Origin of the sequence: Antrihabitans stalactiti, assembly GCF_012932915.1 — a bacterium.
Classification (GTDB): Bacteria; Actinomycetota; Actinomycetes; order Mycobacteriales; family Mycobacteriaceae; genus Antrihabitans; species Antrihabitans stalactiti.
Genome location: NZ_VCQU01000001.1, coordinates 134,952 through 157,903 on the forward strand (window position 1 = coordinate 134,952; position 22,952 = coordinate 157,903).

At 65.3% G+C, this 22,952-nt stretch carries 24 protein-coding genes; 5 read left to right on the forward strand and 19 right to left on the reverse strand.

All coding sequences use genetic code 11. The features are described from left to right. Positions 1 to 49: 49 nt before the first annotated feature. The 5 genes from whiA to uvrC all read right to left on the reverse strand — a co-directional run bounded on the left by whiA (position 50) and on the right by uvrC (position 6,548). Positions 50 to 1,027: a DNA-binding protein WhiA gene (whiA, locus tag FGL95_RS00655; protein WP_206071365.1), complete on the reverse strand. Its 978-nt coding sequence runs from the start codon at positions 1,025 to 1,027 to the stop codon at positions 50 to 52. Further along, a complete protein-coding gene (locus tag FGL95_RS00660) occupies positions 1,024 to 2,121 on the reverse strand; it encodes a gluconeogenesis factor YvcK family protein (RefSeq protein WP_169584254.1) in 1,098 nt (365 codons plus the stop codon). Before FGL95_RS00660 ends, whiA begins: the two co-directional genes overlap by 4 nt. Continuing rightward, a complete protein-coding gene (gene rapZ / locus FGL95_RS00665) occupies positions 2,118 to 3,029 on the reverse strand; it encodes an RNase adapter RapZ (protein ID WP_169584255.1) in 912 nt (303 codons plus the stop codon). Before rapZ ends, FGL95_RS00660 begins: the two co-directional genes overlap by 4 nt. A 131-nt stretch (positions 3,030 to 3,160) precedes the next feature. Continuing rightward, complete coding sequence (locus tag FGL95_RS00670) at positions 3,161 to 4,510, reverse strand: cytochrome P450 (RefSeq protein WP_169584256.1); 1,350 nt, start codon at positions 4,508 to 4,510, stop codon at positions 3,161 to 3,163. A gap of 70 nt (positions 4,511 to 4,580) precedes the next feature. After that, on the reverse strand, positions 4,581 to 6,548 hold the full coding sequence (gene uvrC / locus FGL95_RS00675) for an excinuclease ABC subunit UvrC (protein WP_169584257.1): 1,968 nt from the start codon (positions 6,546 to 6,548) through the stop codon (positions 4,581 to 4,583). A 44-nt stretch (positions 6,549 to 6,592) separates the two neighbouring features. Between uvrC and FGL95_RS00680 the strand changes: the two genes are divergently transcribed. Then, positions 6,593 to 8,554: a gamma-glutamyltransferase family protein gene (locus FGL95_RS00680; protein ID WP_169584258.1), complete on the forward strand. Its 1,962-nt coding sequence runs from the start codon at positions 6,593 to 6,595 to the stop codon at positions 8,552 to 8,554. Here the strand turns inward: FGL95_RS00680 and FGL95_RS00685 are convergent. The 6 genes from FGL95_RS00685 to FGL95_RS00710 all read right to left on the reverse strand — a co-directional run bounded on the left by FGL95_RS00685 (position 8,529) and on the right by FGL95_RS00710 (position 12,698). Continuing rightward, the gene (locus tag FGL95_RS00685; RefSeq protein ID WP_169584259.1) at positions 8,529 to 9,020 is read right to left on the reverse strand and encodes a PH domain-containing protein; all 492 of its coding nucleotides are present in this window, start codon (positions 9,018 to 9,020) and stop codon (positions 8,529 to 8,531) included. The two genes, FGL95_RS00680 and FGL95_RS00685, sit on opposite strands and share 26 nt — an antisense overlap. Then, complete coding sequence (gene ribH / locus FGL95_RS00690; RefSeq protein WP_169584260.1) at positions 9,017 to 9,490, reverse strand: 6,7-dimethyl-8-ribityllumazine synthase; 474 nt, start codon at positions 9,488 to 9,490, stop codon at positions 9,017 to 9,019. Before ribH ends, FGL95_RS00685 begins: the two co-directional genes overlap by 4 nt. Further along, positions 9,487 to 10,743 carry a bifunctional 3,4-dihydroxy-2-butanone-4-phosphate synthase/GTP cyclohydrolase II gene (locus FGL95_RS00695; RefSeq protein WP_169584261.1) on the reverse strand — a complete coding sequence of 419 codons (1,257 nt, stop codon included), beginning with the start codon at positions 10,741 to 10,743 and terminating at the stop codon, positions 9,487 to 9,489. The genes ribH and FGL95_RS00695 overlap by 4 nt, the downstream gene beginning before the upstream one ends. Before the next feature lie 46 nt (positions 10,744 to 10,789). Continuing rightward, positions 10,790 to 11,395, reverse strand: a complete 606-nt coding sequence (locus FGL95_RS00700; RefSeq protein ID WP_169584262.1) for a riboflavin synthase — start codon at positions 11,393 to 11,395, stop codon at positions 10,790 to 10,792. A 3-nt stretch (positions 11,396 to 11,398) separates the two neighbouring features. Next, a complete protein-coding gene (gene ribD, locus FGL95_RS00705; RefSeq protein ID WP_169585171.1) occupies positions 11,399 to 12,391 on the reverse strand; it encodes a bifunctional diaminohydroxyphosphoribosylaminopyrimidine deaminase/5-amino-6-(5-phosphoribosylamino)uracil reductase RibD in 993 nt (330 codons plus the stop codon). A 64-nt stretch (positions 12,392 to 12,455) separates the two neighbouring features. Further along, complete coding sequence (locus FGL95_RS00710; RefSeq protein ID WP_169584263.1) at positions 12,456 to 12,698, reverse strand: hypothetical protein; 243 nt, start codon at positions 12,696 to 12,698, stop codon at positions 12,456 to 12,458. Between the two features lie 120 nt (positions 12,699 to 12,818). Between FGL95_RS00710 and FGL95_RS00715 the strand changes: the two genes are divergently transcribed. Next, positions 12,819 to 13,361: a hypothetical protein gene (locus FGL95_RS00715; RefSeq protein WP_169584264.1), complete on the forward strand. Its 543-nt coding sequence runs from the start codon at positions 12,819 to 12,821 to the stop codon at positions 13,359 to 13,361. A gap of 5 nt (positions 13,362 to 13,366) precedes the next feature. On the opposite strand, the gene rpe is transcribed toward FGL95_RS00715, so the two are convergent. Further along, positions 13,367 to 14,041 carry a ribulose-phosphate 3-epimerase gene (gene rpe, locus FGL95_RS00720; protein WP_169584265.1) on the reverse strand — a complete coding sequence of 225 codons (675 nt, stop codon included), beginning with the start codon at positions 14,039 to 14,041 and terminating at the stop codon, positions 13,367 to 13,369. A 55-nt stretch (positions 14,042 to 14,096) separates the two neighbouring features. Here rpe and FGL95_RS00725 point away from each other — a divergent pair, with 55 nt between their 5' ends. Continuing rightward, on the forward strand, positions 14,097 to 14,495 hold the full coding sequence (locus FGL95_RS00725) for an MmcQ/YjbR family DNA-binding protein (protein WP_169584266.1): 399 nt from the start codon (positions 14,097 to 14,099) through the stop codon (positions 14,493 to 14,495). On the opposite strand, the gene FGL95_RS00730 is transcribed toward FGL95_RS00725, so the two are convergent. From FGL95_RS00730 to def, 4 genes are read right to left on the reverse strand one after another with little or no spacing between them, the layout of a single operon-like run. Beyond that, on the reverse strand, positions 14,473 to 15,408 hold the full coding sequence (locus tag FGL95_RS00730) for a squalene cyclase (protein WP_169584267.1): 936 nt from the start codon (positions 15,406 to 15,408) through the stop codon (positions 14,473 to 14,475). The genes FGL95_RS00725 and FGL95_RS00730 overlap by 23 nt on opposite strands. Then, positions 15,408 to 16,781 carry an RsmB/NOP family class I SAM-dependent RNA methyltransferase gene (locus FGL95_RS00735; protein WP_169585172.1) on the reverse strand — a complete coding sequence of 458 codons (1,374 nt, stop codon included), beginning with the start codon at positions 16,779 to 16,781 and terminating at the stop codon, positions 15,408 to 15,410. The genes FGL95_RS00730 and FGL95_RS00735 overlap by 1 nt, the downstream gene beginning before the upstream one ends. Further along, the gene (gene fmt / locus FGL95_RS00740) at positions 16,736 to 17,659 is read right to left on the reverse strand and encodes a methionyl-tRNA formyltransferase (RefSeq protein WP_338079717.1); all 924 of its coding nucleotides are present in this window, start codon (positions 17,657 to 17,659) and stop codon (positions 16,736 to 16,738) included. The genes FGL95_RS00735 and fmt overlap by 46 nt, the downstream gene beginning before the upstream one ends. A 1-nt stretch (position 17,660) precedes the next feature. Further along, the gene (def, locus tag FGL95_RS00745) at positions 17,661 to 18,215 is read right to left on the reverse strand and encodes a peptide deformylase (RefSeq protein WP_169584269.1); all 555 of its coding nucleotides are present in this window, start codon (positions 18,213 to 18,215) and stop codon (positions 17,661 to 17,663) included. 131 nt (positions 18,216 to 18,346) lie between these two features. On the opposite strand from def, the gene FGL95_RS00750 reads away from it, so the two are divergent. Beyond that, entirely contained in the window at positions 18,347 to 18,553 is a 207-nt protein-coding gene (locus FGL95_RS00750; protein ID WP_169584270.1) for a hypothetical protein, read from the forward strand. 96 nt (positions 18,554 to 18,649) lie between these two features. On the opposite strand, the gene FGL95_RS00755 is transcribed toward FGL95_RS00750, so the two are convergent. Then, entirely contained in the window at positions 18,650 to 19,648 is a 999-nt protein-coding gene (locus FGL95_RS00755; RefSeq protein ID WP_240962628.1) for an esterase/lipase family protein, read from the reverse strand. A gap of 61 nt (positions 19,649 to 19,709) precedes the next feature. Continuing rightward, positions 19,710 to 20,363, reverse strand: coding sequence for a PadR family transcriptional regulator (locus tag FGL95_RS00760; RefSeq protein ID WP_169584271.1), 654 nt, complete (start codon positions 20,361 to 20,363; stop codon positions 19,710 to 19,712). A 92-nt stretch (positions 20,364 to 20,455) separates the two neighbouring features. On the opposite strand from FGL95_RS00760, the gene FGL95_RS00765 reads away from it, so the two are divergent. Next, complete coding sequence (locus FGL95_RS00765) at positions 20,456 to 20,956, forward strand: GNAT family N-acetyltransferase (RefSeq protein ID WP_169584272.1); 501 nt, start codon at positions 20,456 to 20,458, stop codon at positions 20,954 to 20,956. On the opposite strand, the gene FGL95_RS00770 is transcribed toward FGL95_RS00765, so the two are convergent. Beyond that, positions 20,953 to 22,938 (reverse strand): primosomal protein N', encoded by a 1,986-nt coding sequence (locus FGL95_RS00770; RefSeq protein ID WP_206071367.1) that lies wholly within the window; start codon positions 22,936 to 22,938, stop codon positions 20,953 to 20,955. The genes FGL95_RS00765 and FGL95_RS00770 overlap by 4 nt on opposite strands. Between the last annotated feature and the right edge of the window lie 14 nt (positions 22,939 to 22,952).

Below are 22,952 nucleotides of genomic sequence, written 5' to 3' on the forward strand. Positions count from 1 at the left end.
TTACCTTAGTGCGCCAGGGTTAACACCCAACGGTCAGCTATGTTTTCCGTCACGCTTCGTCCAGTAGATCCGCGGTCACCACAGATTCGGTGTCCGGGATCCCCGTCTCCTTCGCCCGGCGGTCCGCCATCGACAGCAGTCGCCGAATTCGACCGGCCACAGCGTCTTTCGTCATCGGCGGGTCGGCGAGCTGGCCGAGTTCTTCCAACGACGCCTGCCGGTGCGCAACGCGGAGTTGCCCGGCAGCCGCGAGATGGTCGGGGACGTCGTCGCCGAGAATCTGCAGCGCGCGCTCCACGCGAGCAGCGGCAGCGACCGCCGCGCGCGCCGATCGGCGCAGGTTCGCGTCGTCGAAATTGGCGAGCCGGTTGGCCGTCGCACGGACCTCGCGACGCATGCGCCGCTCTTCCCACGTCAGCCTGGTGTCCTGGGCGCCCATGCGCGTCAGCAACGCGCCGATTGCCTCGCCGTCCCGCACGACGACGCGGTCGGTGCCGCGCACTTCCCTCGCCTTCGCTGCGATGCCCAGCCGACGCGCCGCCCCCACCAGCGCCAACGCGGCTTCGGGTCCGGGACAACTGACTTCCAAGGCCGAAGACCTGCCGGGTTCGGTGAGCGATCCGTGCGCGAGAAATGCTCCGCGCCATGCCGCTTCGGCGTCGCCTACGCTGCCGCCGACCACCTGGGCAGGCAAGCCACGGACTGGTCGGCCACGCACATCGAGCAGACCGGTTTGGCGGGCCAACGCCTCGCCCTCCTTGGCAACCCGGACCACGTAACGCGAGCTCTTCCGAAGCCCGCCCGCGCTGATCACGTGCACGTCGGAGCCGTAGCCGTACAGCTCGAAGATCTCACGACGCAATCGGCGAGCAATCGACCCCAGGTCGACCTCCGCTTCGACGACGACGCGGCCGCCCACGATGTGCAATCCTCCTGCGAATCGCAGCAGGGCTGCAAGCTCGGCACGTCGTGAGCTCTGCGCCGTGATCACGAGCCTGCTCAGCTCGTCCTTCACTTCAGCGGTCATCGCCACGAGGCGCTCTCCTTTCCGCCAATGCCCGGGCGCACACCCAGTTGCCAGCCGTCATAACTCGTCCGCACATCGTCCGTCGTCGTGTCGTCGGCCCCGCCTTCGCGGTCACGAGCAATCTGCGCCAGCACTCCGGCGAGCTTCCCCGCGTGATGCTTCGGCGTTCCCGGCTCCGACACATCGGCAAACCGAACCTGCGCACCGAGTTTGCGGGCGGCCCGACGCAGGTGGTCGCGTTCCCGTCCCTCCGGAACCGATTCCGCATCGACCACAACGTCATGGACCTTGAAACCCGGTGCGTGTTGCGACAATACGTGTAGGTGCCGCTCCGCGGAGAATCCCGCGGTCTCCCCCGGCTGCGCGGCCAGATTGAGCACGAGGACCTTGCGCGCGCGGGTGGTGATCAAAGCGTCGAGCAACTCCGGGACCAAGACGTGCGGGATCACGCTGGAGAACCACGAGCCCGGCCCGAGCACGACCATGTCGGCGTGATCGATCGCGTCGAGCGCTTCGGGACACGCCGGCGGATCGGACGGAATCAACCGGACACGTCGGACCTGACCGGGCGTCGTGGCGACTGCAACCTGGCCACGAATGCACCTGTTCACCCGCGGGTCTGCTTCGAGACCAGCAACGTCGGCCTCGATGGCGAGCGCGATCGGCGCCATCGGGAGCACCCGGCCGTCGACCTTCATGACACGCCCGAGTTCGTCGAGCGCGGCAACAGGATCGCCGAGCACCTCGGTCAGGCCCGCGAGGATCAAATTCCCGACCGAGTGACCGGCCAACGCCCCGGTCCCGCGGAACCGGTGCTGAACGGTGTTTCGCCACACCTCGGCGCCGACGTCGGTACCGGCGAGCGCTGCGAGCGCCATCCGAAGATCACCTGGCGGGATGACGCCCAGCTCGGACCGTAGCCGCCCGGAGGATCCGCCGTCGTCGGCAACGGTCACGATGGCTGTGACGGCGGTCGTGAGCCGTCGCGCCGCGCTGAGCGTCGCGTACAGCCCGTGTCCGCCGCCGAGCGCGACGATCGCCGGACGGTCGGATCGAGTCCCCTCGCCCGGCTCACCCGTGGAAGGAAAGCTCATTCACGCCCCAAGTCCCGATGTACAACCCTGACCGCGAGGCCCTCGTCGTTACTGATCAAGTCCGCCAGTGCCATCGAGATCGCCACACTTCGGTGTTTTCCGCCCGTGCAGCCGACGGCAATCGTCATGTACCGCTTGCCTTCCTGACGGTAGCCCGCAGACGTCAATTCGACGAGACGATGCGCGGTCTCGAGATACTCGGCGGCACCGTTGCGGGAGAGTACGTAGTCGCGCACCGCGGCCTCCTGTCCAGTGTGTTCCCTCAGCTCCGGAACCCAGTGCGGATTGGGGAGAAAACGCAAATCCAACACCACATCTGCGTCGATGGGAACCCCGTACTTGAAGCCGAACGATTGCACGGTGATCTGCAGCGTCCCGCCCGCGTCGCCGCCGAACTCTTCTTCGATCTTGCGATGCAACTGATGCACCGATAACGCCGTCGTATCGATCACCAGATGCGCCGCAGTCTTGACCCGCTGCAGCCGACGCCGTTCCAAGGCGATGCCTTCGGAGAGCGTGCCGTCGGCACTGTCGCCCTGCAACGGGTGCCGCCTGCGAGCAAAACCGAACCGCCGTACCAATACCTCGTCGGACGCTTCGAGGAAGAGCACCCGCGTACGGACCGAGTGCGACTCCAATTCTTCGATCACGCTGCTCAAGTCGTCGGTGAAGAATCTGTTCCGCACATCCATCACGACAGCCAGCCGCTGAATACTCGGCTCCGACGCAATTCCGAGGTCGATCATCTGCGAAATCAGTTCGGGCGGAAGGTTGTCGGCGACGTACCAACCGAGGTCCTCCAACACACGCGCAGCCGTGCCGCGCCCCGCGCCTGACAGACCGGTCACGAGGACGACGTCGACGTCGGCCTTGCCGGAAGTCGAGTCGTCGCGTGCTGGCTCGTCCACGCGTACCGCCTGTTCGTCGTTTCCGCTCTGGTTACCTCGAGGCAACCCGGTCGAAGGCCATCATTCCCTACGCGGGGCGACCGCGTCGACCGCGTCGGGCCGATGCGCCCGACATTCGCAGGCAGACAACGCTACTCGCGTCGGCGCACATAACAAGGCACACCGTCCGGTGCGAGCAAAGTGATACCGACATTCAGATTCGGAACGCCGGACGGAGTGACGAGCTCGAATTCGCGAACCAGGTAAGCGAGCGCGAGAGTTGCCTCCAGCATTGCGAAATGCTGGCCGATACACCCCCGTGGTCCGTGCCCGAACGGAAACCAGGCGTAGCGGTGCAGTGACTTCTCACGTTCAGCGCTGAATCGTTCAGGCTCGAATCGGTGGGGGTTGGCAAAGATGTCGGGCCGACGATGAATCGCCCACGGCGAAAGCGCGATCTGCGCGCCGGCTGGGAGGGCGTACCCGCACACGGTGGCGTCCTCGGCGCTGTTGCGGGCGATGAACGGGACCGGGGGAAAGAGACGCGTTGCCTCCTTCACAACCATCTCAGTGAAGGTCAGCGACTTGATTTCCGCTGCTGTCGGCGAATCGGTGAGCACTCGATCCGCCTCCTCGCGGACCCGCGCCTGGACGTCAGGGTGTCGCCCGAGCAGCCACAACGCAAAGGTCAGGGCGATCGACGTCGTCTCCTGGCCGGCCAGAAGGAAGATCATCACCTGATCGCGGACCTCCTCGTCCGTCAGACCTTCGCCGCTGTCCCGAGCGGACACGAGTCGGCCCACCAGATCATCGGAGTGGACGCCATTCGCGCGACGGTGCGCGATGATCTCGTCGCACACCCCGTAGATCTGCTCCTGAGCGGCCCGGATCCGGCGGTTCGCCGGCGTCGGCCAGTGCAGCGGAGCCTTGACCGGTGCGATCCCACGCTTGCGAACTGCTGTGTTCAACACCGGAAAGGCGCTCTGCAGAATGGGCACCATCGTGTGCGCGTCGTCGCCGAACAGGATTCGCACCGCCAGCGGCAGAGTCAGGCTCGTCATTTCGGTCCACAGATCGACCACGCCGGTCGACCTGCTGCGCCAGCCGACGGTGAAACGCTCGATTTCCTCTGCCATCGTCGCCGCATAACCGTCGACCCGCTTGACCGTGAAAAGCGGCTGGATGAATCGCTTCTGCCGAAGCCATGTCTCGTCTTGACTGGTCACAAGTCCGTCGCCGAACAGGTTTCGCATCTCCTGATAGAAGACTTGGTCCTTGCGGTAGTTCGTCGCGGACCGCGCCGCGAGCACGTGTTCGGCGCCGTCCGGGTGGTAGACGCCGTAGATTTCCTGGCGCAACCCAGGCGGACCGAGCACGAAATGGACGACGTCACCGAGTTGTGTGTTGGCGCGAAGTACGAGTTCGAGCGGACTCTTCATGAAGTCCGGCAACGATCCGAGCGTCCGCGATCCGGGCATCGTGGGTGGGGTTTGGACGGGCATGACGTACTCCACTCCTAGAACTCTTCATCTCAGAATTCCATGCGAGGCAACCCCACGACCGCGTAGCCGACTACTCGTTTCCGTCGGCTCCCAATGCGGCGAGTACGGCTTTGGCCGTAGCCACCCCGATGCCTGGCACTTCGGTGATTTCCTCGACAGTCGCCTTCTTCAACCGCGCGACCGAGCCGAAATGCAGGACCAACGCGGTACGGCGTGTCTCCCCCAGGCCGCGCACCGAATCCAGCGCCGAGGCCGTCATTCGGCGAGACCGTTTGCTGCGGTGGAAGGTGATCGCGAAGCGGTGCGCCTCGTCGCGGACCCGCTGCAACAAGTACAAGGATTCGCTCGTCCGCGGCAGGATCACGGGATCTGCCTCCCCCGGTACCCATACCTCCTCGAGCCGCTTGGCCAAGCCGATCACCGACACGTCGGTGATGCCGAGATCGTCCAGCACTTCGGCGGCCGCGGCGACCTGTGGTGCGCCGCCATCGACCACGAACAAGTTGGGCGGATACGCGAACTTCTTCGGTCTGCCGGTCTGCGGATCGAGGGGCGCGTCGGCGGCCGGCTCGTCTGCCCGCATGCGCAGGAAACGACGGCGAGTGACCTCGGCGATACTGGCGACGTCGTCGGAACGCCCGTCTCCGGCAGCCTCCTTGATGGCGTAATGACGGTAGTCGGATTTTCGCGGCAGCCCGTCTTCGAAGACGACCAACGAGGCGACCACGTCGGTGCCCTGCACATGGCTGATGTCGATACATTCGATGCGTAAGGGCGCAGTGTCGAGGTCGAGTGCGTCTTGAATCCCCTGCAATGCGGCCGATCTCGACGTGAAATCGCTCGCGCGCTTGAGTTTGTGCTGCGCAAGCGCCTCCATGGCATTGCGCTGCACGGTCTCGGCGAGCGCCTTTTTGTCACCCCGCTGCGGCACCCGCAACTGCACGGCGGATCCGCGCAGGTCGGACAACCACTGCTGCACCTCATCCGCGTTGGGTGGCAGCGCCGGGACCAGGACTTCTTTCGGCACCACAGCAGCAGGCTGGTCCAACTCGTCCACGCCGTCGACCAGGGCGACCTGCTCGCCGTAGAACTGGGTGAGGAACTGCTCGACCAGAATGGGGAGGTCGCCCTCGTCGGCGACGCCGGATTCGACTGCCTCACCCGCCTTTTCGACCACCCAGCCGCGCTGACCACGCACGCGGCCACCACGGACGTGGAAGACCTGAACGGCGGCCTCCAGCTCGTCGGTTGCGAACGCGACGACGTCCGCATCGGTTCCGCTGCCGAGGACGACGGCCTGCTTCTCCAGCGCGCGACGCAGGGCGCCGACGTCGTCACGGAGCCGCGCCGCCGTTTCGAAATCGAGCTGCTCGGCTGCCTCCTGCATCCGATGTTCGAGATCGCGGACCAGCTTGTCCGTGCGCCCGGCCAAGAAGTCACAGAAGTCTTCGACGATGCGGCGGTGCTCGGCGGCATCGACGCGACCGATGCAAGGAGCCGAACACTTGTCGATGTAACCGAGCAGGCAGGGCCGCCCGATCTGGTTGTGCCGCTTGAACACTCCGGCCGAACACGTACGCGCAGGAAAGACGCGCAACAACAGGTCGAGCGTCTCGCGAATCGCCCAGGCGTGCGAGTACGGACCGAAATATCGGACACCTTTGCGCCGCGCACCCCGATACACGAACAGCCGCGGGTACTCCTCGTTCAACGTGACCGCGAGCACCGGATACGACTTGTCGTCCCGGTAGCGGACGTTGAAACGTGGGTCGAACTCCTTGATCCAGTTGTATTCGAGCTGCAGTGCCTCGACCTCGGTAGACACGACAGTCCACTCGACGCTCGCCGCCGCCGTCACCATCTGCCGCGTGCGCGGATGCAACGACGAAATGTCGGCAAAGTACGAGTTCAGGCGGCTGCGCAGGCTTTTCGCCTTGCCCACGTAGATGACCCGGCGATGTGAATCCCGGAAGCGGTAGACACCGGGCTCCACCGGAATCGAACCCGGGGCTGGCCGGTAGGTCGAAGGGTCGGGCACTTAATCAGGTTAGTCGGGAGCCCCGACACTGTTAGCGTCGGATGATGACCCCCGCGACGAGGATCGCAACCGGATTCCGGGCGGCTCTGGTCGCCGTACTGGCATTCGGTGCGCTGACGGCCTGTTCGTCCGACGAAGACCGATCCGCCAAGAGCGACGAACCGTGCGCCACCCCGGCAAACGGTGTCATCGTGTCCTCGTCGCCGCCGAAACCCGACGGCCCCACCAGCCAGAACCTGTCGACCAACCCGGAAGTCGCGACCGGTTACCGCAAAGGGATGGTTCCGGTCGACACCCGGACCTACGCCGTGTCGACGGCAAATCCAGTGTCCACCATCGCTGCCTGTGAGGTGCTCAGGGACGGCGGCACCGCGGCGGACGCCCTGATCGTCGCCCAAACGGTGCTCGGATTGGTCGAGCCGCAGGCCACCGGAATCGGTGGCGGCGCATTCCTGCTTTATTACGACGCTGCGAAGAAGACCGTCGAGGCATACGACGGCCGTGAGACCGCGCCGAAGGCGGCCACCGAGAACTATCTGCGCTGGATCAGCGACGCCGACCAGACCGAACCGCGACCGAATGTCCGTGCCAGTGGCCGGTCCATCGGCGTGCCGGGCGTGCTGCGGATGCTCGAGCTCGCACACAACGAACACGGCAAGACGCCATGGCGCGACTTGTTCGGTCCGGCGATCGCCCTGGCCGACAGCGGCGTGACGATCAGTCCGCGGTTCGCGGAGCAGATCGCCGCTTCCGCCGCAGACCTCGCTGTCGACGACGACGCGCGAGCGTACTTCTTGAATTCGGATAGGTCGCCGAAGCCCGCGAACACCAAGATCACCAACCCCGCCATGTCGAAGACCCTCAACGCAATTGCGACCGACGGGGCGAACGCTTTCTATACCGGCGCGATCGCAGAGGCGATCGTCGACGCATCGGCCTCGACCGCCGGTGGCAGAACCCCGGGCCAGCTCACCCTCGATGACCTGGCGGGATACCAGGCGAAGAAGCGAACCGCGCTCTGCACGACTTACCGCAACCACGAGATATGCGGCATGCCGAGCCCCTCTTCAGGCGGCACCGCGGTCGCCGCGACACTGGGCATTGTCGAAAACTTCGACCTCGGCGCGCTGGGACCGTCGTCGATCGACAAGGACGGCGGCATCCCGAATGCGAAGGCCGTCCACCTCATCACCGAAGCCGAGCGGCTGGCCTACGCCGACCGCGACAAGTACGTCGCCGACACCGATTTCGTGCCGCTACCAGGAAATTCGACGGACACGCTCCTGAACAAGGAGTACCTGAAGCAACGTGCCGGCCTGATCAATCCCGAGCACAGCATGGGCACCGCCAAGGCTGGCGACTTCGGTCCGGCAGGTTCGGTTCCCGACCGCGAGCATGGGACGAGCCACATATCGATCGCCGACAAATACGGCAACGTCGCCTCGATGACCACCACGGTCGAGTCCGCATTCGGGTCGTTCCACATGGTCGACGGCTTCATCCTCAACAACCAGCTCACCGACTTCTCGGCAACCCCGACCGGTCCGGACGGCGCCGTGCTCGCGAACCGCGTCGAACCCGGCAAACGCCCACGCAGTTCGATGTCGCCGACCCTGGTCTTCGACCGTGGCACCGACGGCACGCGCGGCAATTTCGCGCTGGTCACCGGGTCGCCGGGCGGCTCCGTGATCATCCAATTCGTGGTGGAAACCCTGGTCGGCGTGCTGGATTGGGGGCTGAACCCGCAACAAGCCATCTCGGCAATTTCGTTCGGTGCCGCGAACTCACCGATCACCGGCATAGGCGGCGAGCATCCTTCGGTGAACGTCACCGACGACGGTGCGCTCGATCCCCTGGTCATGGCTCTGCGTGGGATGGGCCATCAAGTTTCGGTAGCACCACGGTCGAGCGGTCTCAGCGTGCTGCTACGCAAAGACGGCGGCTGGATCGGTGGCGCAGACCCCCGACGCGAAGGCGTCGTTACGGGAGATCGGTGGACGCCGTGACGTCGTTCGCCTGCTCTGCAGTCGGCTCGGCCGAGGTCGCGTACTTCTGACCCAGAGCGCGGAACCGCCGGATCGAATCGACGGCGTACGCACGGTCGTTTGCCTGAATCGCCATCACCGGAATGTATTCGTCGTCCGGCAATTCGATTCGTGCCCAGGCCGATCCGTCGGGGAACGACAAACCTTTCGCAAGGTCCCAATCGACGAACTTTTCGCCGAAGACGTTGCGAACCCACACGCCTTTGGCACTGACCCGAAGCCGGGGACGCGCGAGTAGCAGGGCTCCGCCTGCCAGGGCACATCCGAGCAGGATCATGGCCGCTTGGTCCGCGGGCCGGAAATACACACCGGTGTCGGAGTGCCGCAGCAGGATGGCGACAGTGACGAACGAAACGACCAGAAACAGCGCGGAACCGATCGCGTACCGCGTCGATTTACGCGGCCGCACCTCGAGTTCCCAGCTCACTTACGCAACCCACGCAGCGTCAGGGCCGCATCGACTGCCGCCTCTACCGCCTGAGCACCCTTGTCCTCATCCGAATGCGGGAGCCCCGCACGGGCCAGGGCCTCCTGCTCGTTGTTGGTGGTGAGGACGCCGTTGCCGATCGGAGTGCCCTCGTCCAGCGACACCCGAGTCAACCCGGCAGTGACCGCATCGCACACGTACTCGAAATGCGGCGTACCGCCACGGATCACGACACCCAACGCCACGACGGCGTCGTTGTCGCGCGCCAAAGCCTGTGCGATCACTGGCAATTCACCCGCCCCGGCGACACGCACCACCGTGACATCGGTGATGCCGACCTTCTCGGCCTCGCGCGTCGCACCCTCGAGCAGCGCATCGCAAATCACCGAATGCCACCGCGACGCGACGATGCCGAGTTTGATGTCTTTCGCGTTGGCAAGTTCGAGAAAAGGAACCCCAGAGCCACTCATGGTGCAATCCCGTCACGATCGAAGTCGTCGAGGCCGATGAGGTCGTGCCCCATGCGGTCGCGCTTGGTGCGCAGATACGTCAGGTTCTCAGAGTTCGCTCGGACCGGCATAGGAACCCGCTCGGTGATATGCAGACCGTAACCGTCGAGCCCGACCCGCTTGGCTGGATTGTTCGTCAACAGCCGCATCGAGCTGATGCCGAGGTCGACCAAGATCTGAGCGCCGGTCCCGTAATCGCGGGCGTCGGCGGGCAGCCCGAGCTCCAAGTTCGCGTCCACGGTGTCGTGGCCCGAATCCTGCAGCTGGTAGGCCTGCAGCTTGTGCAGCAGTCCGATGCCGCGCCCCTCGTGACCGCGCATGTAGAGCACGACGCCGCGGCCTTCCTGTGCGACCAGGTCGAGTGCGGCGTCCAGCTGCGGACCGCAATCGCAGCGCAACGACCCGAACACGTCGCCGGTAAGGCACTCCGAGTGCACGCGGACGAGCACGTCTTCGCCGTTGCCGTCTTCGCCCGGGATGTTGCCGCGCACCAGCGCGACATGCTCGACGTCGTCGTAGATGCTCTGGTAACCGACTGCGCGGAACGTGCCGTGCCGGGTCGGGATCCGTGCTTCCGCGATCCGGATGACGTGCTTTTCGTGCTTGCGGCGCCACGCGATCATGTCCGCGATGGAGATCATCGCCAGACCGTGTTCGTCGGCGAAGACCCGCAGCTCTTCGGTCTGCGCCATCGCGCCGACGTCCTTCTGACTGACGATTTCGCAGATGACGCCCGCTGGCCGCAGATCTGCCATGCGTGCCAGGTCCACCGCGGCCTCGGTGTGGCCGGGCCGGTGCATGACGCCGCCCTCTTTCGCCCGCAGCGGGACCACGTGGCCCGGGCGAGTGAAGTCGCTGGCATGCGTGTTCGGGTCGGCAAGCTTGCGCATGGTCGCCGCGCGGTCCGAGGCGGAGATGCCGGTGCCGATGCCTTCACGCGCGTCGACCGTCACGGTGTACGCAGTGCCGTGCTTGTCCTGATTGGTCGCGTACATCGGTGGGAGGCCCAACCGATCGCAATCCTCACCTGCGAGCGGCACACACAAGTAGCCGGAGGTGTAGCGGACCATGAAAGCGACCAGTTCCGGTGTGGCTTTCTCCGCGGCGAAAATGAGGTCGCCCTCGTTCTCGCGATCTTCGTCGTCGACGACAACGACCGCTTTACCTGCGGCGATGTCGGCGACTGCACGTTCGATGCTGTCGAACCTGGTCACGTCCGGGCTCCTTGGTCATATGTTTGTTACTTCAGGGTACGGCTGGTCATCCCCGCGCTTGTAGCCGCTCGACGTACTTGGCGATCACATCGACCTCCAGATTGACCGGCGTGCCCACTGCGGCACTGCCCAACGTGGTCAATGCGAGGGTCGTGGGAATGAGCGAAACCTCGAAATAGTCGCCTTGCTCGTCGATGCCGAGAGCCGACACGGTCAACGAAATCCCGTCGACGGTGATCGAGCCCTTTTCGACGACGTAGCGAGCAATGCTGTCGGGCAACGAGATTCGCACGACCTCCCAGTGCTCCGACGGGGACCGGCTGATAACAGCACCGGTGCCGTCGACGTGACCCTGCACGAGATGGCCACCGAGGCGGCTGTTGAGGGCCGCTGCACGCTCGAGGTTGACGGTGCTTCCGACGTGCAGCGCGCCGAGACTCGACCGATCCAGCGTTTCCTTCATCACATCCGCAGTGAACGAACTGCCGTCCACCACCTCGACGACGGTCAGGCACACCCCGTTGACGGCGATCGAATCGCCGTGGCCTGCATCGGATGTCACGAGCGGTCCGCGCACGGTGAAACGCGCCGCGTCACCCAACTCGGCCTTGGCGACGATCTCGCCCAGCTCTTCGACGATCCCTGTGAACATTCCTCACTCCTCCATAGCCGGCACAAGGCTCAGCAACACGTCCGGCCCGATCGTCTCCACGTACTCACGTCGAAAGCGCAGAGCCTGCGCAATATTCCCAACCCCAGCATTCTCTACGGCCGCCGCACCCGTCCCGAGCAGCACCGGGGCAATGTAGGCGAGGATGCGGTCGATTCGTTGCACTGCCAGGAACGCACCCGCCAGCGTCGGACCACCTTCGAGCAGCACGTCGGGATAGTCGGCCATCGCATCGATGACCTCCGCTACGTCGCGGGTCTTCAAGACGAGTGTGGGCGCGGCATCGTCGAGAACCCTCGCGGTTTTCGGGATGTCGCGAGTACCGACGACGACGCGCAACGGCTGGTGTGGCGCGAGGTTCCCGTCGGGCGTTCGGGCGGTCAGCCACGGATCGTCCTGGATTACCGTCCCGGTGCCGATGACGATCGCGTCGAGTTTCGCGCGACCGGCATGAACGCGCGCCCGAGCTTGCGGTCCGGTGATCCACTGACTGGTGCCGTCGGACGCTGCACTCCGGCCGTCCAAGCTCGCGGCGAACTTCCACGTGACGTGAGAACGGCCGGTTCGTTGCCAGTGCAACCAGGCACGAAGCGGTCCGGCGGCAACATCGTCGGCGAGCAGTCCGGCATGGACCGAGACGCCTGCGGTTTCGAGCATTGCTGTGCCGCCCGCGGCAACCGGGTTCGGATCCGAGACGGCGAAGTACACGGTTTCGATGCCGGCTGCGAGCAACGCATCTGTGCAAGGCGGGGTGCGACCGTGGTGGTTGCACGGTTCCAACGTGACGACTGCGGTGCCGCCTCTAGCGAGCTCGCCGGCCAGTCGGAGCGCGACGACCTCGGCGTGCGGTCCGCCGGCGGGTTGCGTCGCGCCGATGCCCGCCAGCTCGCCCGCGGCGTCCAGGATCACCGCCCCGACCGGCGGATTCGGGCTCGTCGTCCCTCGCACTCCCTCGGCTGCCTCGATCGCGAGCCGCATCGCAGCCTCGGGTGTGGTTATCGGCACGGTTGAAGCGTAGTGGCGCACCCCCGACCGGTTCGGGTCAGCTTGCCTGACCCGCGGCCAATCGATAGATCGTGACGTGAACCGACCCGCTCACCATGCTGGGATCAGGCTCGGTGAAATCGAATACGACCTCGTGTTTGTGAGTGCCAAGAATCTTCGCAACACCCTGATAGATCTCGTCGGAATCGCGCACCACCGGCGAGCGGAATACCCGGAGCAGACCGTCTTGGACATTGCACCGCAGGTACCTCGGTTTGTTCACCACGGGTCGGAACGTCATGTTCTAGGCCTCCCGTCTCACGCCCCGAGCCTGGTCCCGGCGCCGCTCCACTGTAGCTCTGACACACCCAGGTATGTCAACCCCGGTTATCAAACCGGGGGGTCATGCTACGGTTCTGCGGTGAGAAACTCGCCGCCCGCGCACGACGACGAGAACGAAACGGTGGGGATAACCGAGCAGATCGGCCCGTGGGAGGTCGAGTACCTGTGGCCTGCGGCGGCCGAACAGGGCGGTCCGTGGACCGTGACGATCCGTCCGGCCACGGGCGCCACGCCAACCGACCTCGCGGGTGGAATTTCGTCGACGATAGCTCGCCAACTCGACTTCCAGCAGGCCGCGAAGGAATGGCGAAAGCAGCGGAAGCAGACAGACACCCGGTCCGAACGCGTGGATACCAAGCGCGCGCAACGACTTCAGAAACTCGTTGCTGTCGGTATCACCGACGAATACCTCGCGTGGCTGGCGAAAACCTATGTGGCACTTGTGTCCGAGGGTGAACGTTCGGTGACGGCCCGGCTCGCCGAACTCGTCGACAAGAAACCCGAGACGATCAAGATCCACCTCAAGGAAGCGCGCAAACGCGAGCTGTTGACGATGGTCAAGGGTCGAGCCGGTGGACACCTCACCGACAAATCACGCGAAATCCTCGGCGAGCGCGGATAACTCGCTTACCGAAGGCGCGGGGCCGCGCTGGCCGCCTTCGCGCGCAGTGCCCGAATCGCCTCGGCAGGATCGGCTGCGCCGTAGACCGCGGAGCCTGCAACGAAGCAATCGACGCCTGCCTCGGCGGCCTGCTCGATCGTGTCGTCGTTGATCCCGCCGTCGATTTCCACCAACAGCTTCAGCTCCCCCGAATCGACCAGGCGACGGACGATTCGGGCTTTGTCGAGTACCTGCGGGATGAACGACTGCCCACCGAAGCCCGGCTCGACACTCATGACCAGCAGCGTGTCGAACTCTTTGAGGATCTCCAGATACGGCTCGATCGGTGTGTTCGGCTTGATCGACAGACCGGCTTTTGCACCAGCAGCGCGGATATCGCGCGCCACTGCGATTGGATCGTCGGTCGCCTCGGCGTGAATCGTCACGTTGTGTGCGCCTGCTTCGGCGTACGGCGGCGCCCATCGGCCCGGATTCTCGATCATGAGGTGGCAGTCGATCGGAATGTCGGTCACCTTGAGCAAGCTCTGCACGATCGGCAGGCCCAACGTGAGGTTCGGGACGAAGTGTGCATCCATGACATCGACATGGACCCATTCGGAGCCCTTGATTGCCGCCAATTCATCGGCGAGCCGTGCAAAGTCGGCGGACAGGATGGACGGTGCGATCATCGGCGCTGGCACGCGTCGCAGTTTAGCCAATGGGCCACAGCAGACCGTCGTCAGCTAGCTTGGGCGAATGGCGAGCGTGAAATCAGCCGAGGAGTTCGTGAGGGCACTTCCCGAGGTTGTCGAGGGCGAGCGTTACGGCAATCGATCGTGGGCAGTCGCGGGCAAGGTCTTCGCGTGGGAGCGGCCGTTCAGCAAGGCGGACATCAAACGCTTCGGCGATCAGACTCCGCCCGCAGGTCCGATCCTGGCGGTCCGGACGGCGGACCTCAACGAGAAAGCGGCCATTCTGGCCGCCCATCCCAAATCATGTTTCTCGATACCGCATTTCAACGGATACGCCGCCGTTCTCATCGATCTGCCGAACACGCACGAAGACGAGTTGCGCGAACTGCTGCTCGACGGCTGGCTCGTATATGCGCCGCCCGCCCTCGCCGCCGAACATCTCAAAGACCGTCCCACCAGTTGAGGACGCGCGTCGCGTAGACGGTCACCCATTTCGACGGCTCTCCCGCAGGCACGTCGACCTCGAACCACACCCGCCCAGGGTGCCTACGCCCTTGCAGCCACGTCCCGTCAGGCTGCCGGGCTGCTCGAACGAGTTCGATTGCTTCGGTCATGCGTGGGTCGGGCATCGCTCCCGCAAGTCGGAAGTACTCGGCAGCGTTGAGCACGTCATAGAACCAACGGAACGGATAGCTGAACCGGACCGCCCACGGTGCCACCGGGTCTCCGGTCGACAGCCGACGAAACAGGTTGCGCTCCAACAGATATTCTTCGCCCGACCGCCGGGCCTCGCGCGTGGCGTCGGTGCCGCCGGTCGCGTTGTCGTAGTCGAGCAGTCCCTTGAGCGCGTTGAGCGTCGAATGAAAGGACGACCGCGTCGAGCCCTCGACCCACTCGCAGTTCCACCCGCCGTCGGGCAGTCGATGCTCGACAAACCAGTCGACGATTCCCTGGACGTCGGCGCCGAGCCACAAACCGTTCGACAAGGTCCAGGAGTTGATGCAGACATCGACCTCGCCGCCCCAGTACGGCAGGTTCTCGTATTCCCAACGCGAGTTCTCCGCGAGCTTTGCAGCCGTTCCGCGTAGGACGGTCGAATCCAGACCCCACTCCCGCAGCGAGTTGAGCGACCACGTGGTGGCGATCCACGGCTGACCTTCCTCGGTGCCGTCGAAGCCCGCCGGAAAGAACGCCCCGCCCGCCCACTGACCATCCGGCTCCTGCAACGCGAGCAGACGTGCGCCGAAGCCTTCGGTGGCGATCGATGCTCGGGTCGCTTCCCACACCTCGGGCGATTCGCCGACCAGGTCGCGCTCGACCTGCCAGCGCAACGCCGGGTCGGAGTCGAGCAGCCACGCAGTCAGCGAATCGCTCATCAGGGCCGCCGCAGCGCTGCCAGGAACATCGCGTCCGTGCCGTGGCGGTGCGGCCACAACTGCACGCCCGGACCGTCACCGACATCGGGCACACCAGGCACAAGTGCACGAGTATCCAACTGCTCTAACCCGAACCGCCGGACCGCGTCAGCCACCACACCGACAGTCTCGGAAAGATGCGGTGAACACGTCGAATACAGCACCACTCCCCCAGGTCGCACGAGATCGACGGCCGCAGCGAGCAATTCGCGCTGCAGCGTCACCAACTCGGCTACGTCGGAAGGTTTTCTGCGCCAACGCGCTTCTGGCCGCCGACGTAGTGCGCCGAGGCCGGTGCACGGCGCGTCGACAAGCACGCGGTCGTAGCCCGGCGTCAGCCCTGACGTTCTGCCGTCGACGACGTGCACGTCGACGGGCAGATTGCGGGTCGTTTTACGGACCAGTTCCGCCCGGTGCGGTGAAGGCTCGACGGCATCCAGTCGCCAGCCGTCGATGTCGGCGAGCCCGCCGAGCAGCGCCGCCTTGCCGCCTGGCCCGGCGCACAGGTCGAGCCAGCGCCCATTGTCGGGACCGTCGAGCGGCGCGAGAGTCAGTGCGCGCGCGACCAATTGGCTACCTTCGTCTTGCACGCCCGCAAGTCCGTCGCGGACCGGTTCGAGCTGGCCAGGATCGCCGCCATCCAGGTACACCGCATACGGCGAATATTTGCCCTGCTCACCACCGGTGATCACGGCCAGTTCTTCCGCGGTGATCTCGCCCGGGCGCGCGACCAGATGCACCGCGGGACGCGCGTCGTCGGCGGCCAACGCATCCCGAAGCTCGCTCGCCCGCACCCCGAGCGCGTCGGAGAATGCCTGCGCGATCCACTTCGGATGCGCGAACTCGAAGGCGAGCCGACCGACGGGGTCGGTCGGCGACAGCGTCTCGACCCATTGCTCGGGAGTCTTCTCACTCGCCCTGCGCAGCACTGCGTTGGCGAAACCGGCTTTGCCGCCGCCGGATTCGGCGCGGACCAGATCCACCGATGTCGAGACCGCCGCGTGTGCACCGGTTCGCGTCCGCAGCAGTTGGTACACCCCGAGTCGGAGCACATCCAGCACCGGACCGTCGATCTCGGCTATGGGCCGCTTTGCACACCGCTCGATCACCGCGTCGAGCAAACCTTGCGCTCGGCAGGCGCCATAGGCGAGCTCCGTCGCGAAGGCAGCATCGCGACCGCTCAGCTTGCGGTCGCGAAGCAGGCCAGGCAGAACGAGATTCGCATACGCGTCCCGCTCACGAACCGCGCGCAGGACATCGCGGGCAACGATGCGTGGCTCGTCGCGCTTCACTCCACTACCGTCGTTGCATCGAGCCGCGCCCCGCGTGACCAGTCGAGTGCACTCATCATCTTTTTCCCTTGCGGTTGAACGTGATCGAGCCGGACCGCCGACGTCGCGGTGCCGATGTAGACACCGTCCTTGCGAACGAGTACTTCGCGGATCGGTAGCGATTCGTCCGCTATCGACACCGGACCGACTTTCACCCGGACTCCCCCGATCGTCGTCCAGGCACCTGGCGCCGGCGTGACCGAGCGGATGTGGCGATGGACCGCAAGTGCCGACTGGTCCCAGCGAATTCGAGCCCCCTCCACGCTGATCTTCGGTGCATACGAGACATCGGCGACCGGCTGCGGAACAGGTTGCATCACACCGGCTTCGACTGCGTCCAACGTCGATTCCAGGAGTGCCGCACCGCTCACGGCGAGCCGGTCGAGGAGCGCTCCTGCCGTGTCGTCAGCACCGATTCGCTCGGTCATGACACCGAGCACCGGGCCGGTGTCGAGCCCTTCTTCGATAATGAAAGTCGTTGCGCCGGTGAATTCGTCGCCCGCGTTGATCGCCGCCTGCACAGGTGCGGCCCCACGCCACGCGGGCAGCAAGGAGAAGTGCAGGTTGATCCAGCCGTATTTCGGTAACGCCAACTGCGACTTGGGAATCAGTGCACCGTATGCGACGACGGGGCAACAATCGGGAGCGAGCGCCGTCAGCTGCTCGACGAAATCGGGCTCCGACATCTTGCGCGGCGTCAGCACCGGAATACCGGCCTCGTCGGCGACCAGCCCGACCGGTGACCGCGACACCTTACGACCCCGACCGGCGACGGCGTCAGGCCGCGTCAGTACCGCGATCACCTCGTGGCGCTCCGATGCGATCAAGCGCTGCAACGACGGCACGGCTGGTGCGGGAGTGCCTGCGAAGACGACGCGCACGTCAGCGACCCGTCCCATGCAGTCCGAGCGGGTTGGCTTTCATGATCGGCGGCGCCTCGTTGGCTCCGAACCATTCGGATTCTCGAATGAACCGCATGGCTTCTTTGCGCGCAGCCTTGTCGAGGCGATCGATGAACAGAACGCCGTCGAGGTGATCGGTCTCGTGCTGAATGCAGCGGGCGAGCAGGTCGCTCCCCTCGATCGTGATCGGCTCACCGTGCATGTTGAAGCCGCGCGCGATCACCGACATGGCGCGTAGGCATTCCGCCCGCAATTCGGGGATCGACAGGCAACCCTCCGGACCGAACTGCTCGGCATCGCCGACGACATCGAACGTCGGATTGACCAGATGGCCACTGAAATCGCCGACGTCGTAGGTGAATACGCGCAGCCCCACACCGAGTTGAGGCGCGGCAAGGCCTGCCCCGCCCAGGTCGTGCATGGTGTCGGTGAGGTCGGCGACGAGCTTGTGCAACTCGCGGTCGAAGTCGACGACCGGCGCGGCCTTGGCTCGCAGGATGGGGTCGCCGAAGAGTCGGACTGGCTGTACTGTCACCGGTCCAGTCTAGGGAGGGGCACTCCCAGCAACTAACAACAGGGAACTCTCAGCGGGAAACCGTGTACAGGGCCAGCGTCGGCGTATTAACTGTCCAGTGGTTGTACTGACCTATCAACACGGAGGATCACATGGCAGGCATTGAGACGAAGTTCGACAAGGCATACGAAACCAAGTCCATCGAAGAGCTCGCCAATGCGCCGGTCGCGGCGCTTCAGGGCATCAGCGACGCGAAGGCCGAGCAGCTACTCGCCGCGCTGGGAGTCAAGACAGTCAAGGATCTGGGCACGAACAAGTACTTCCTTTGGGCACAAGCGGTCGCAAAACTGGCCGAATAGCGGTCGGTGAGCCTGTAAGCCAGGTAGAAACAAAGGTGGCGGCCGGGCGGGGTGTCGAGAGTCCCCCGCCCGGCCGCCGCCGACGTTGCGCTTTGTTCAGTGTGATGCCGCAATAACTTCCGGAATTCCGGTCCCCGGCGCAACTGGAACGCAGCTCGGTGTCTGTGCGGCCGCGGGGTCGAGCGCGGTGATGACCAGCGCAAGAGTGAACGGATCGTACGGCAGTTGGAAATGACCGGTGAAGTTCACCGGGCACAGGTCCTGGATGAACAGATTCGTCGTATTCGGACCGCTCAGAGCGATTCCCGCGACAGGCTGAATCATCTCGTCGATCCGTGAGCCGATTGTCACGTAGTCCACACCTGGCACCGTGTCGCCGCCGCTGTTCAGGTCCGCCAGGAACTCCGAGCCTTGGATTTGCTGGACGACCGCCGGCGTCAGGACCGGCGTCAACATATCGACCGCGCCAGGTATGGCTGCGGCCGCGCTGCCGAGGCCGTAGAAGTTGCCGCCGTGGCTCGGCGACGCGATGCCGACCCAGCGGTTGACGACGTCCGCGCCACCGAGTTTGTTGATGAAGTAGCGGGCAACTGTGGCGCCTTGCGAATAGCCAACGATGTCGATGTTCGGGGCTCCCGTACTGTCGAGCACCAGCTCGACGAACTGACCGAGTTGTGCTGCGCTGGTGCGCAAATCCTCGGTGCCGTACGTCGTTTTGGCGGGATCACGGCCGAAGTTGAGCGCGAATACGCAGAACCCGGCGTCCGCCAGCTGCGGTGAGAGCGCCGCATAGTCGGAATAGGCGCTGGAATCGGTCCCGTGGACGAGAACGACCGGCCGGGGATGATCCTCGCTCGGCACGCAGCCGAAGTCGTTCGCGCCCAATGGCGCGGCGTCCTGATTTTGCTTTTCGTAGGTGATCGCGAAGCCGTGCACCGATTGCACCGGGCCGGGTTGCGTCGGGATTGTCCAGATGCTGCCGGCCGGATCGGCGAGCGCCGGCGATGAGGTTCCCATCGCCATGACGATGCCGACCAGCGGCGCGAGCATCCAGGTCCGAACGTGCGCGGACCTCCCCCGTTTCAAGCAGCCCATAACCAATCATTACGGCTGCCTGAGGTTAGTTCCACCAAATCGGTGAAAACTTGCGACGCGTCTACTTTTCAGTATCCGTCGCAGTCTCGGTGACGCCTTCGTCAGCGAGAATCCGGTACAGGGCCCGGCGTGCCTCGACGAGTACCTCGCTCGCCTGCTTGGCCTGCGCGGGGGTGCCTGCGGTGCCGACCTGATGGACTGCGCCCATCAACTGGCCCACGATGCTGCGAAGGTCGAGCGTCTGATCGCCCACCTCGGCATTGACATCGGCCCAGGGATCACCCAGGTCCGCACGGTTGGCCTCGACGTATTCCTTGCCAGCGTCGGTGAGCTTTGCGGTCTTGCGACCCGCGACCTTCTCGATGATGAGCAGACCTTCGTCTTCGAGCTGCGCCAGTGCGGGGTAGATCGAACCGGGGCTCGGCTTCCATACGCCGTCGCTGCGGTCCTTGATCCGCTGGATCAGTTCGTACCCGTGCATCGACTCGTTCTCGAGCAGCAGCAGAATCGCCGCCCGCACGTCGCCGCGCCTGCCTCGTCCGCCACGACCGCGGCCGCGACCGAAGTGCGCTTCCGGACCGAATCCGCCGAATCCTGGACCGAATCCGCCGCCGCCACCGAACGCGCCGCCGCGGGGGCCGCGACGATGGTGTTCGAACCTGTGGCCGCGTTCTCGCTTGCCCCAAATTCCGTGTTCTTTTTGTGTGTCTTCCATGTGATTGCCTCCTCAGGCTGAGTTTGTCGGAATGACAGTATCGACGATATATCGTCAATCGATCGTCGTCAAGCATGTGCGAAACTGCTGCCATGATTCGTCCGGCACTGACCACCGACATCGAACGGCTCCAGGACATCGAGATAGCGGCTGGTCAGCCATTTCGTGCGATCGGTATGGACCGCATCGCCGATGACGATCCCCCGTCCACGCAGAATCTCACCGGGTACATCGAGCGGCATTGCGCGTGGGTATCGACCGTCGACGGGGTCGTCGCCGCCTACCTGCTCGCCGACCGCATCGATGGGTTCGCGCACATCGAACAGGTGTCGGTGCACCCCGACTACGGTCGGCGTGGCGTCGGTGCCGCGCTGATCGAACACCTCGACCAGTGGGCGAAAGACCACGGTCTGACGGCCCTCACGCTCACAACCTTCCGCGATGTGCCCTGGAACGGTCCGTATTACGAACGCCTAGGATTTCACGAAATGACCGACGCACCAGACGAATTGGTGGCGATTCGGGCGCACGAAACCGAACTCGGCCTCGACGAATGGCCACGGATCGCTATGGTGCGGACCTGCCGCAACTAGCCAATATCTACAGGGTCGATCTGTACGCGCACGGGCGCGTCGGCCTTGCGCGCACTACGGGCAGCCTGCGCTGCGGCAAGCGCACGGGCGAGCGCTGATCCCGCCGCCCGTGGCACGCGGAGCAGCATGCGCTCGACCTCGACCGGCTCGGGGTTGTCGCCCGCGAACGGCTTGCGCGCACCGTCGGGCAACGGCACCGGACCGAGCACCTCGACTTCCGTTGGCAACTCGGCAGATTCGAGCAGGGACGCGATCGCCGCGCCGCTGCCATCGACCGCGGCCAGCCGAATCGCAGGTGGAAACCGAACCTCGGAACGCTCGGCCAACTGCGCTTCCGCGTGCCCGACCGGATCCCAACGAACCAACGCCTGGACCGTCGGAATCCCAGGATCGGCGACGACGATCACCTGCCCACCCGCGGCGGCTGGTCGCACCAACGCCGCCGCACCCATCCAGCGCCGCAACGCTTCTTCGGCTGCCCGCAGGTCCGCCCGACCCAACAACGCCCACCCATCGAGCAGCAGGGCCGCGCCATAACCACCCGCAACGATCGGCTCGGCGCCTATGGTCGCCACCACCAGTTTCGGACCGGCAGGTACTTCGGGCAGCACATCGGATCCACCGGAGCTGACGACGGCAACGCCCGCGAACGCCCGCCCGAGTTCCTCCGCGGTCCTACCTGCACCGACCACGACCGCCCGCAATGACGGCGACCCGCAGGTCCCGCAGCGGTAGGCCGTATCGGCCACGCCGCACCAATTGCACGTGGGAGCTGAGGCACCCTCCCCGCTCGGCAACGCCAACGGACCGTTGCACCGACGACACCGCGCGGGCGATCGACATTTGCCGCACGCCAACGACGGTGCGTAACCGCGACGCGGAACCTGCACCAAGACGGGCGAACCCGCATCGAGCGCCGCTCGCGCTGCCGCAAACGCGACGGCGGGCAACCGAGCACTGCGCGCCGACGGGTCACGTTCCAACGCGTGGTCGCTGTCGCCGGGGACCGTCACCTTCGGCGCACTTTCCCGCAAGATTTGGCGTGGCGCCACCAAGTCGTGCGCCCAGCCGGACTGCACCAGTGACTGCACTTCGGCGGTCCGGGCGTAACCGGCGGCGACGAACGCACAGCCGGCCTCGTGTGCGCGCAACAGCGCAACCTCGCGCGCATGCGGATAAGGAGCACGTGGCTCGGCGTGGTTGTCGTCGCCGTCGTCCCACAGCGCGATCAGCCCCAGCTCCGGCACAGGCGCGAAGATCGAACTTCGCATCCCGACTACAACTTTCGCGGTTCCGCGCAGCGCCGCCAACCAACGCCGGTACCGCGCAGCCGGACCCAGTCCGGCCGCCAACGCGACCGCGCCCGACGAGCCGACCAACTCGACACACGCCGCATGAACTCGATCGAGATCACGCTGATCCGGCACCACGATGAGCGCGCTTTGTCCGCGCGCAGCCACCGTCGCAGCCAATTCGCCCAGCCGACGCGGCCAGTCCTCCCCCGGCAACACCTGCCAGGCCGCCCGCGGAGCGCGGCCTTCGCCGAGGGCGTTCACGAACGCATCGCCGTGCGAATATCGTTGCCACGCAGTCACGTCGACATTCGGCGCGGGCATCGGCACGACCTCGGGCACCGGCTCTGCTTCGACCCGAGCATGCCGCGGCGGCACCGCCAACCGCGCAACATCGGCGCGTGTCCCCGCATAACGCGACGCGACCGCCTCGAGCAGGCTCGCGATCTCGGGAGTCAGCACCCGCTCCGGGGACACAACGCGGTCCAACTTGCCGAGCTTGCCCGGGTGATCGCTCTCCGCCACCCGCTCCAGCAACAACCCGTCGACGAGCCGCCCCGCGAACCTGACGCGAACCCGCACTCCAGGCTGCGCAACGTCATCCAGCTCAGGCGGAACTAGATAGTCGAACTCCCGATCCAGATGCGCAAGCGAGAGAAGCGGCAGCACTCTAGCGATCTCAGACCGCATGAATGTCACATCGA

What these genes read in the sequence shown, in the direction of transcription:
- whiA (WP_206071365.1), bottom strand. Translation starts at nt 1,027, where the DNA reads ATGACCGCTGAAGTGAAGGACGAGCTGAGCAGGCTCGTGATCACGGCG.
- FGL95_RS00660 (WP_169584254.1), bottom strand. Translation starts at nt 2,121, where the DNA reads ATGAGCTTTCCTTCCACGGGTGAGCCGGGCGAGGGGACTCGATCCGAC.
- FGL95_RS00670 (WP_169584256.1), bottom strand. Translation starts at nt 4,510, where the DNA reads ATGCCCGTCCAAACCCCACCCACGATGCCCGGATCGCGGACGCTCGGA.
- FGL95_RS00680 (WP_169584258.1), top strand. Translation starts at nt 6,593, where the DNA reads ATGACCCCCGCGACGAGGATCGCAACCGGATTCCGGGCGGCTCTGGTC.
- ribH (WP_169584260.1), bottom strand. Translation starts at nt 9,490, where the DNA reads ATGAGTGGCTCTGGGGTTCCTTTTCTCGAACTTGCCAACGCGAAAGAC.
- FGL95_RS00700 (WP_169584262.1), bottom strand. Translation starts at nt 11,395, where the DNA reads ATGTTCACAGGGATCGTCGAAGAGCTGGGCGAGATCGTCGCCAAGGCC.
- ribD (WP_169585171.1), bottom strand. Translation starts at nt 12,391, where the DNA reads ATGCGGCTCGCGATCGAGGCAGCCGAGGGAGTGCGAGGGACGACGAGC.
- FGL95_RS00710 (WP_169584263.1), bottom strand. Translation starts at nt 12,698, where the DNA reads ATGACGTTCCGACCCGTGGTGAACAAACCGAGGTACCTGCGGTGCAAT.
- FGL95_RS00725 (WP_169584266.1), top strand. Translation starts at nt 14,097, where the DNA reads ATGGCGAGCGTGAAATCAGCCGAGGAGTTCGTGAGGGCACTTCCCGAG.
- FGL95_RS00730 (WP_169584267.1), bottom strand. Translation starts at nt 15,408, where the DNA reads ATGAGCGATTCGCTGACTGCGTGGCTGCTCGACTCCGACCCGGCGTTG.
- FGL95_RS00750 (WP_169584270.1), top strand. Translation starts at nt 18,347, where the DNA reads ATGGCAGGCATTGAGACGAAGTTCGACAAGGCATACGAAACCAAGTCC.
- FGL95_RS00755 (WP_240962628.1), bottom strand. Translation starts at nt 19,648, where the DNA reads ATGGGCTGCTTGAAACGGGGGAGGTCCGCGCACGTTCGGACCTGGATG.
- FGL95_RS00760 (WP_169584271.1), bottom strand. Translation starts at nt 20,363, where the DNA reads ATGGAAGACACACAAAAAGAACACGGAATTTGGGGCAAGCGAGAACGC.
- FGL95_RS00765 (WP_169584272.1), top strand. Translation starts at nt 20,456, where the DNA reads ATGATTCGTCCGGCACTGACCACCGACATCGAACGGCTCCAGGACATC.
- FGL95_RS00770 (WP_206071367.1), bottom strand. Translation starts at nt 22,938, where the DNA reads ATGCGGTCTGAGATCGCTAGAGTGCTGCCGCTTCTCTCGCTTGCGCAT.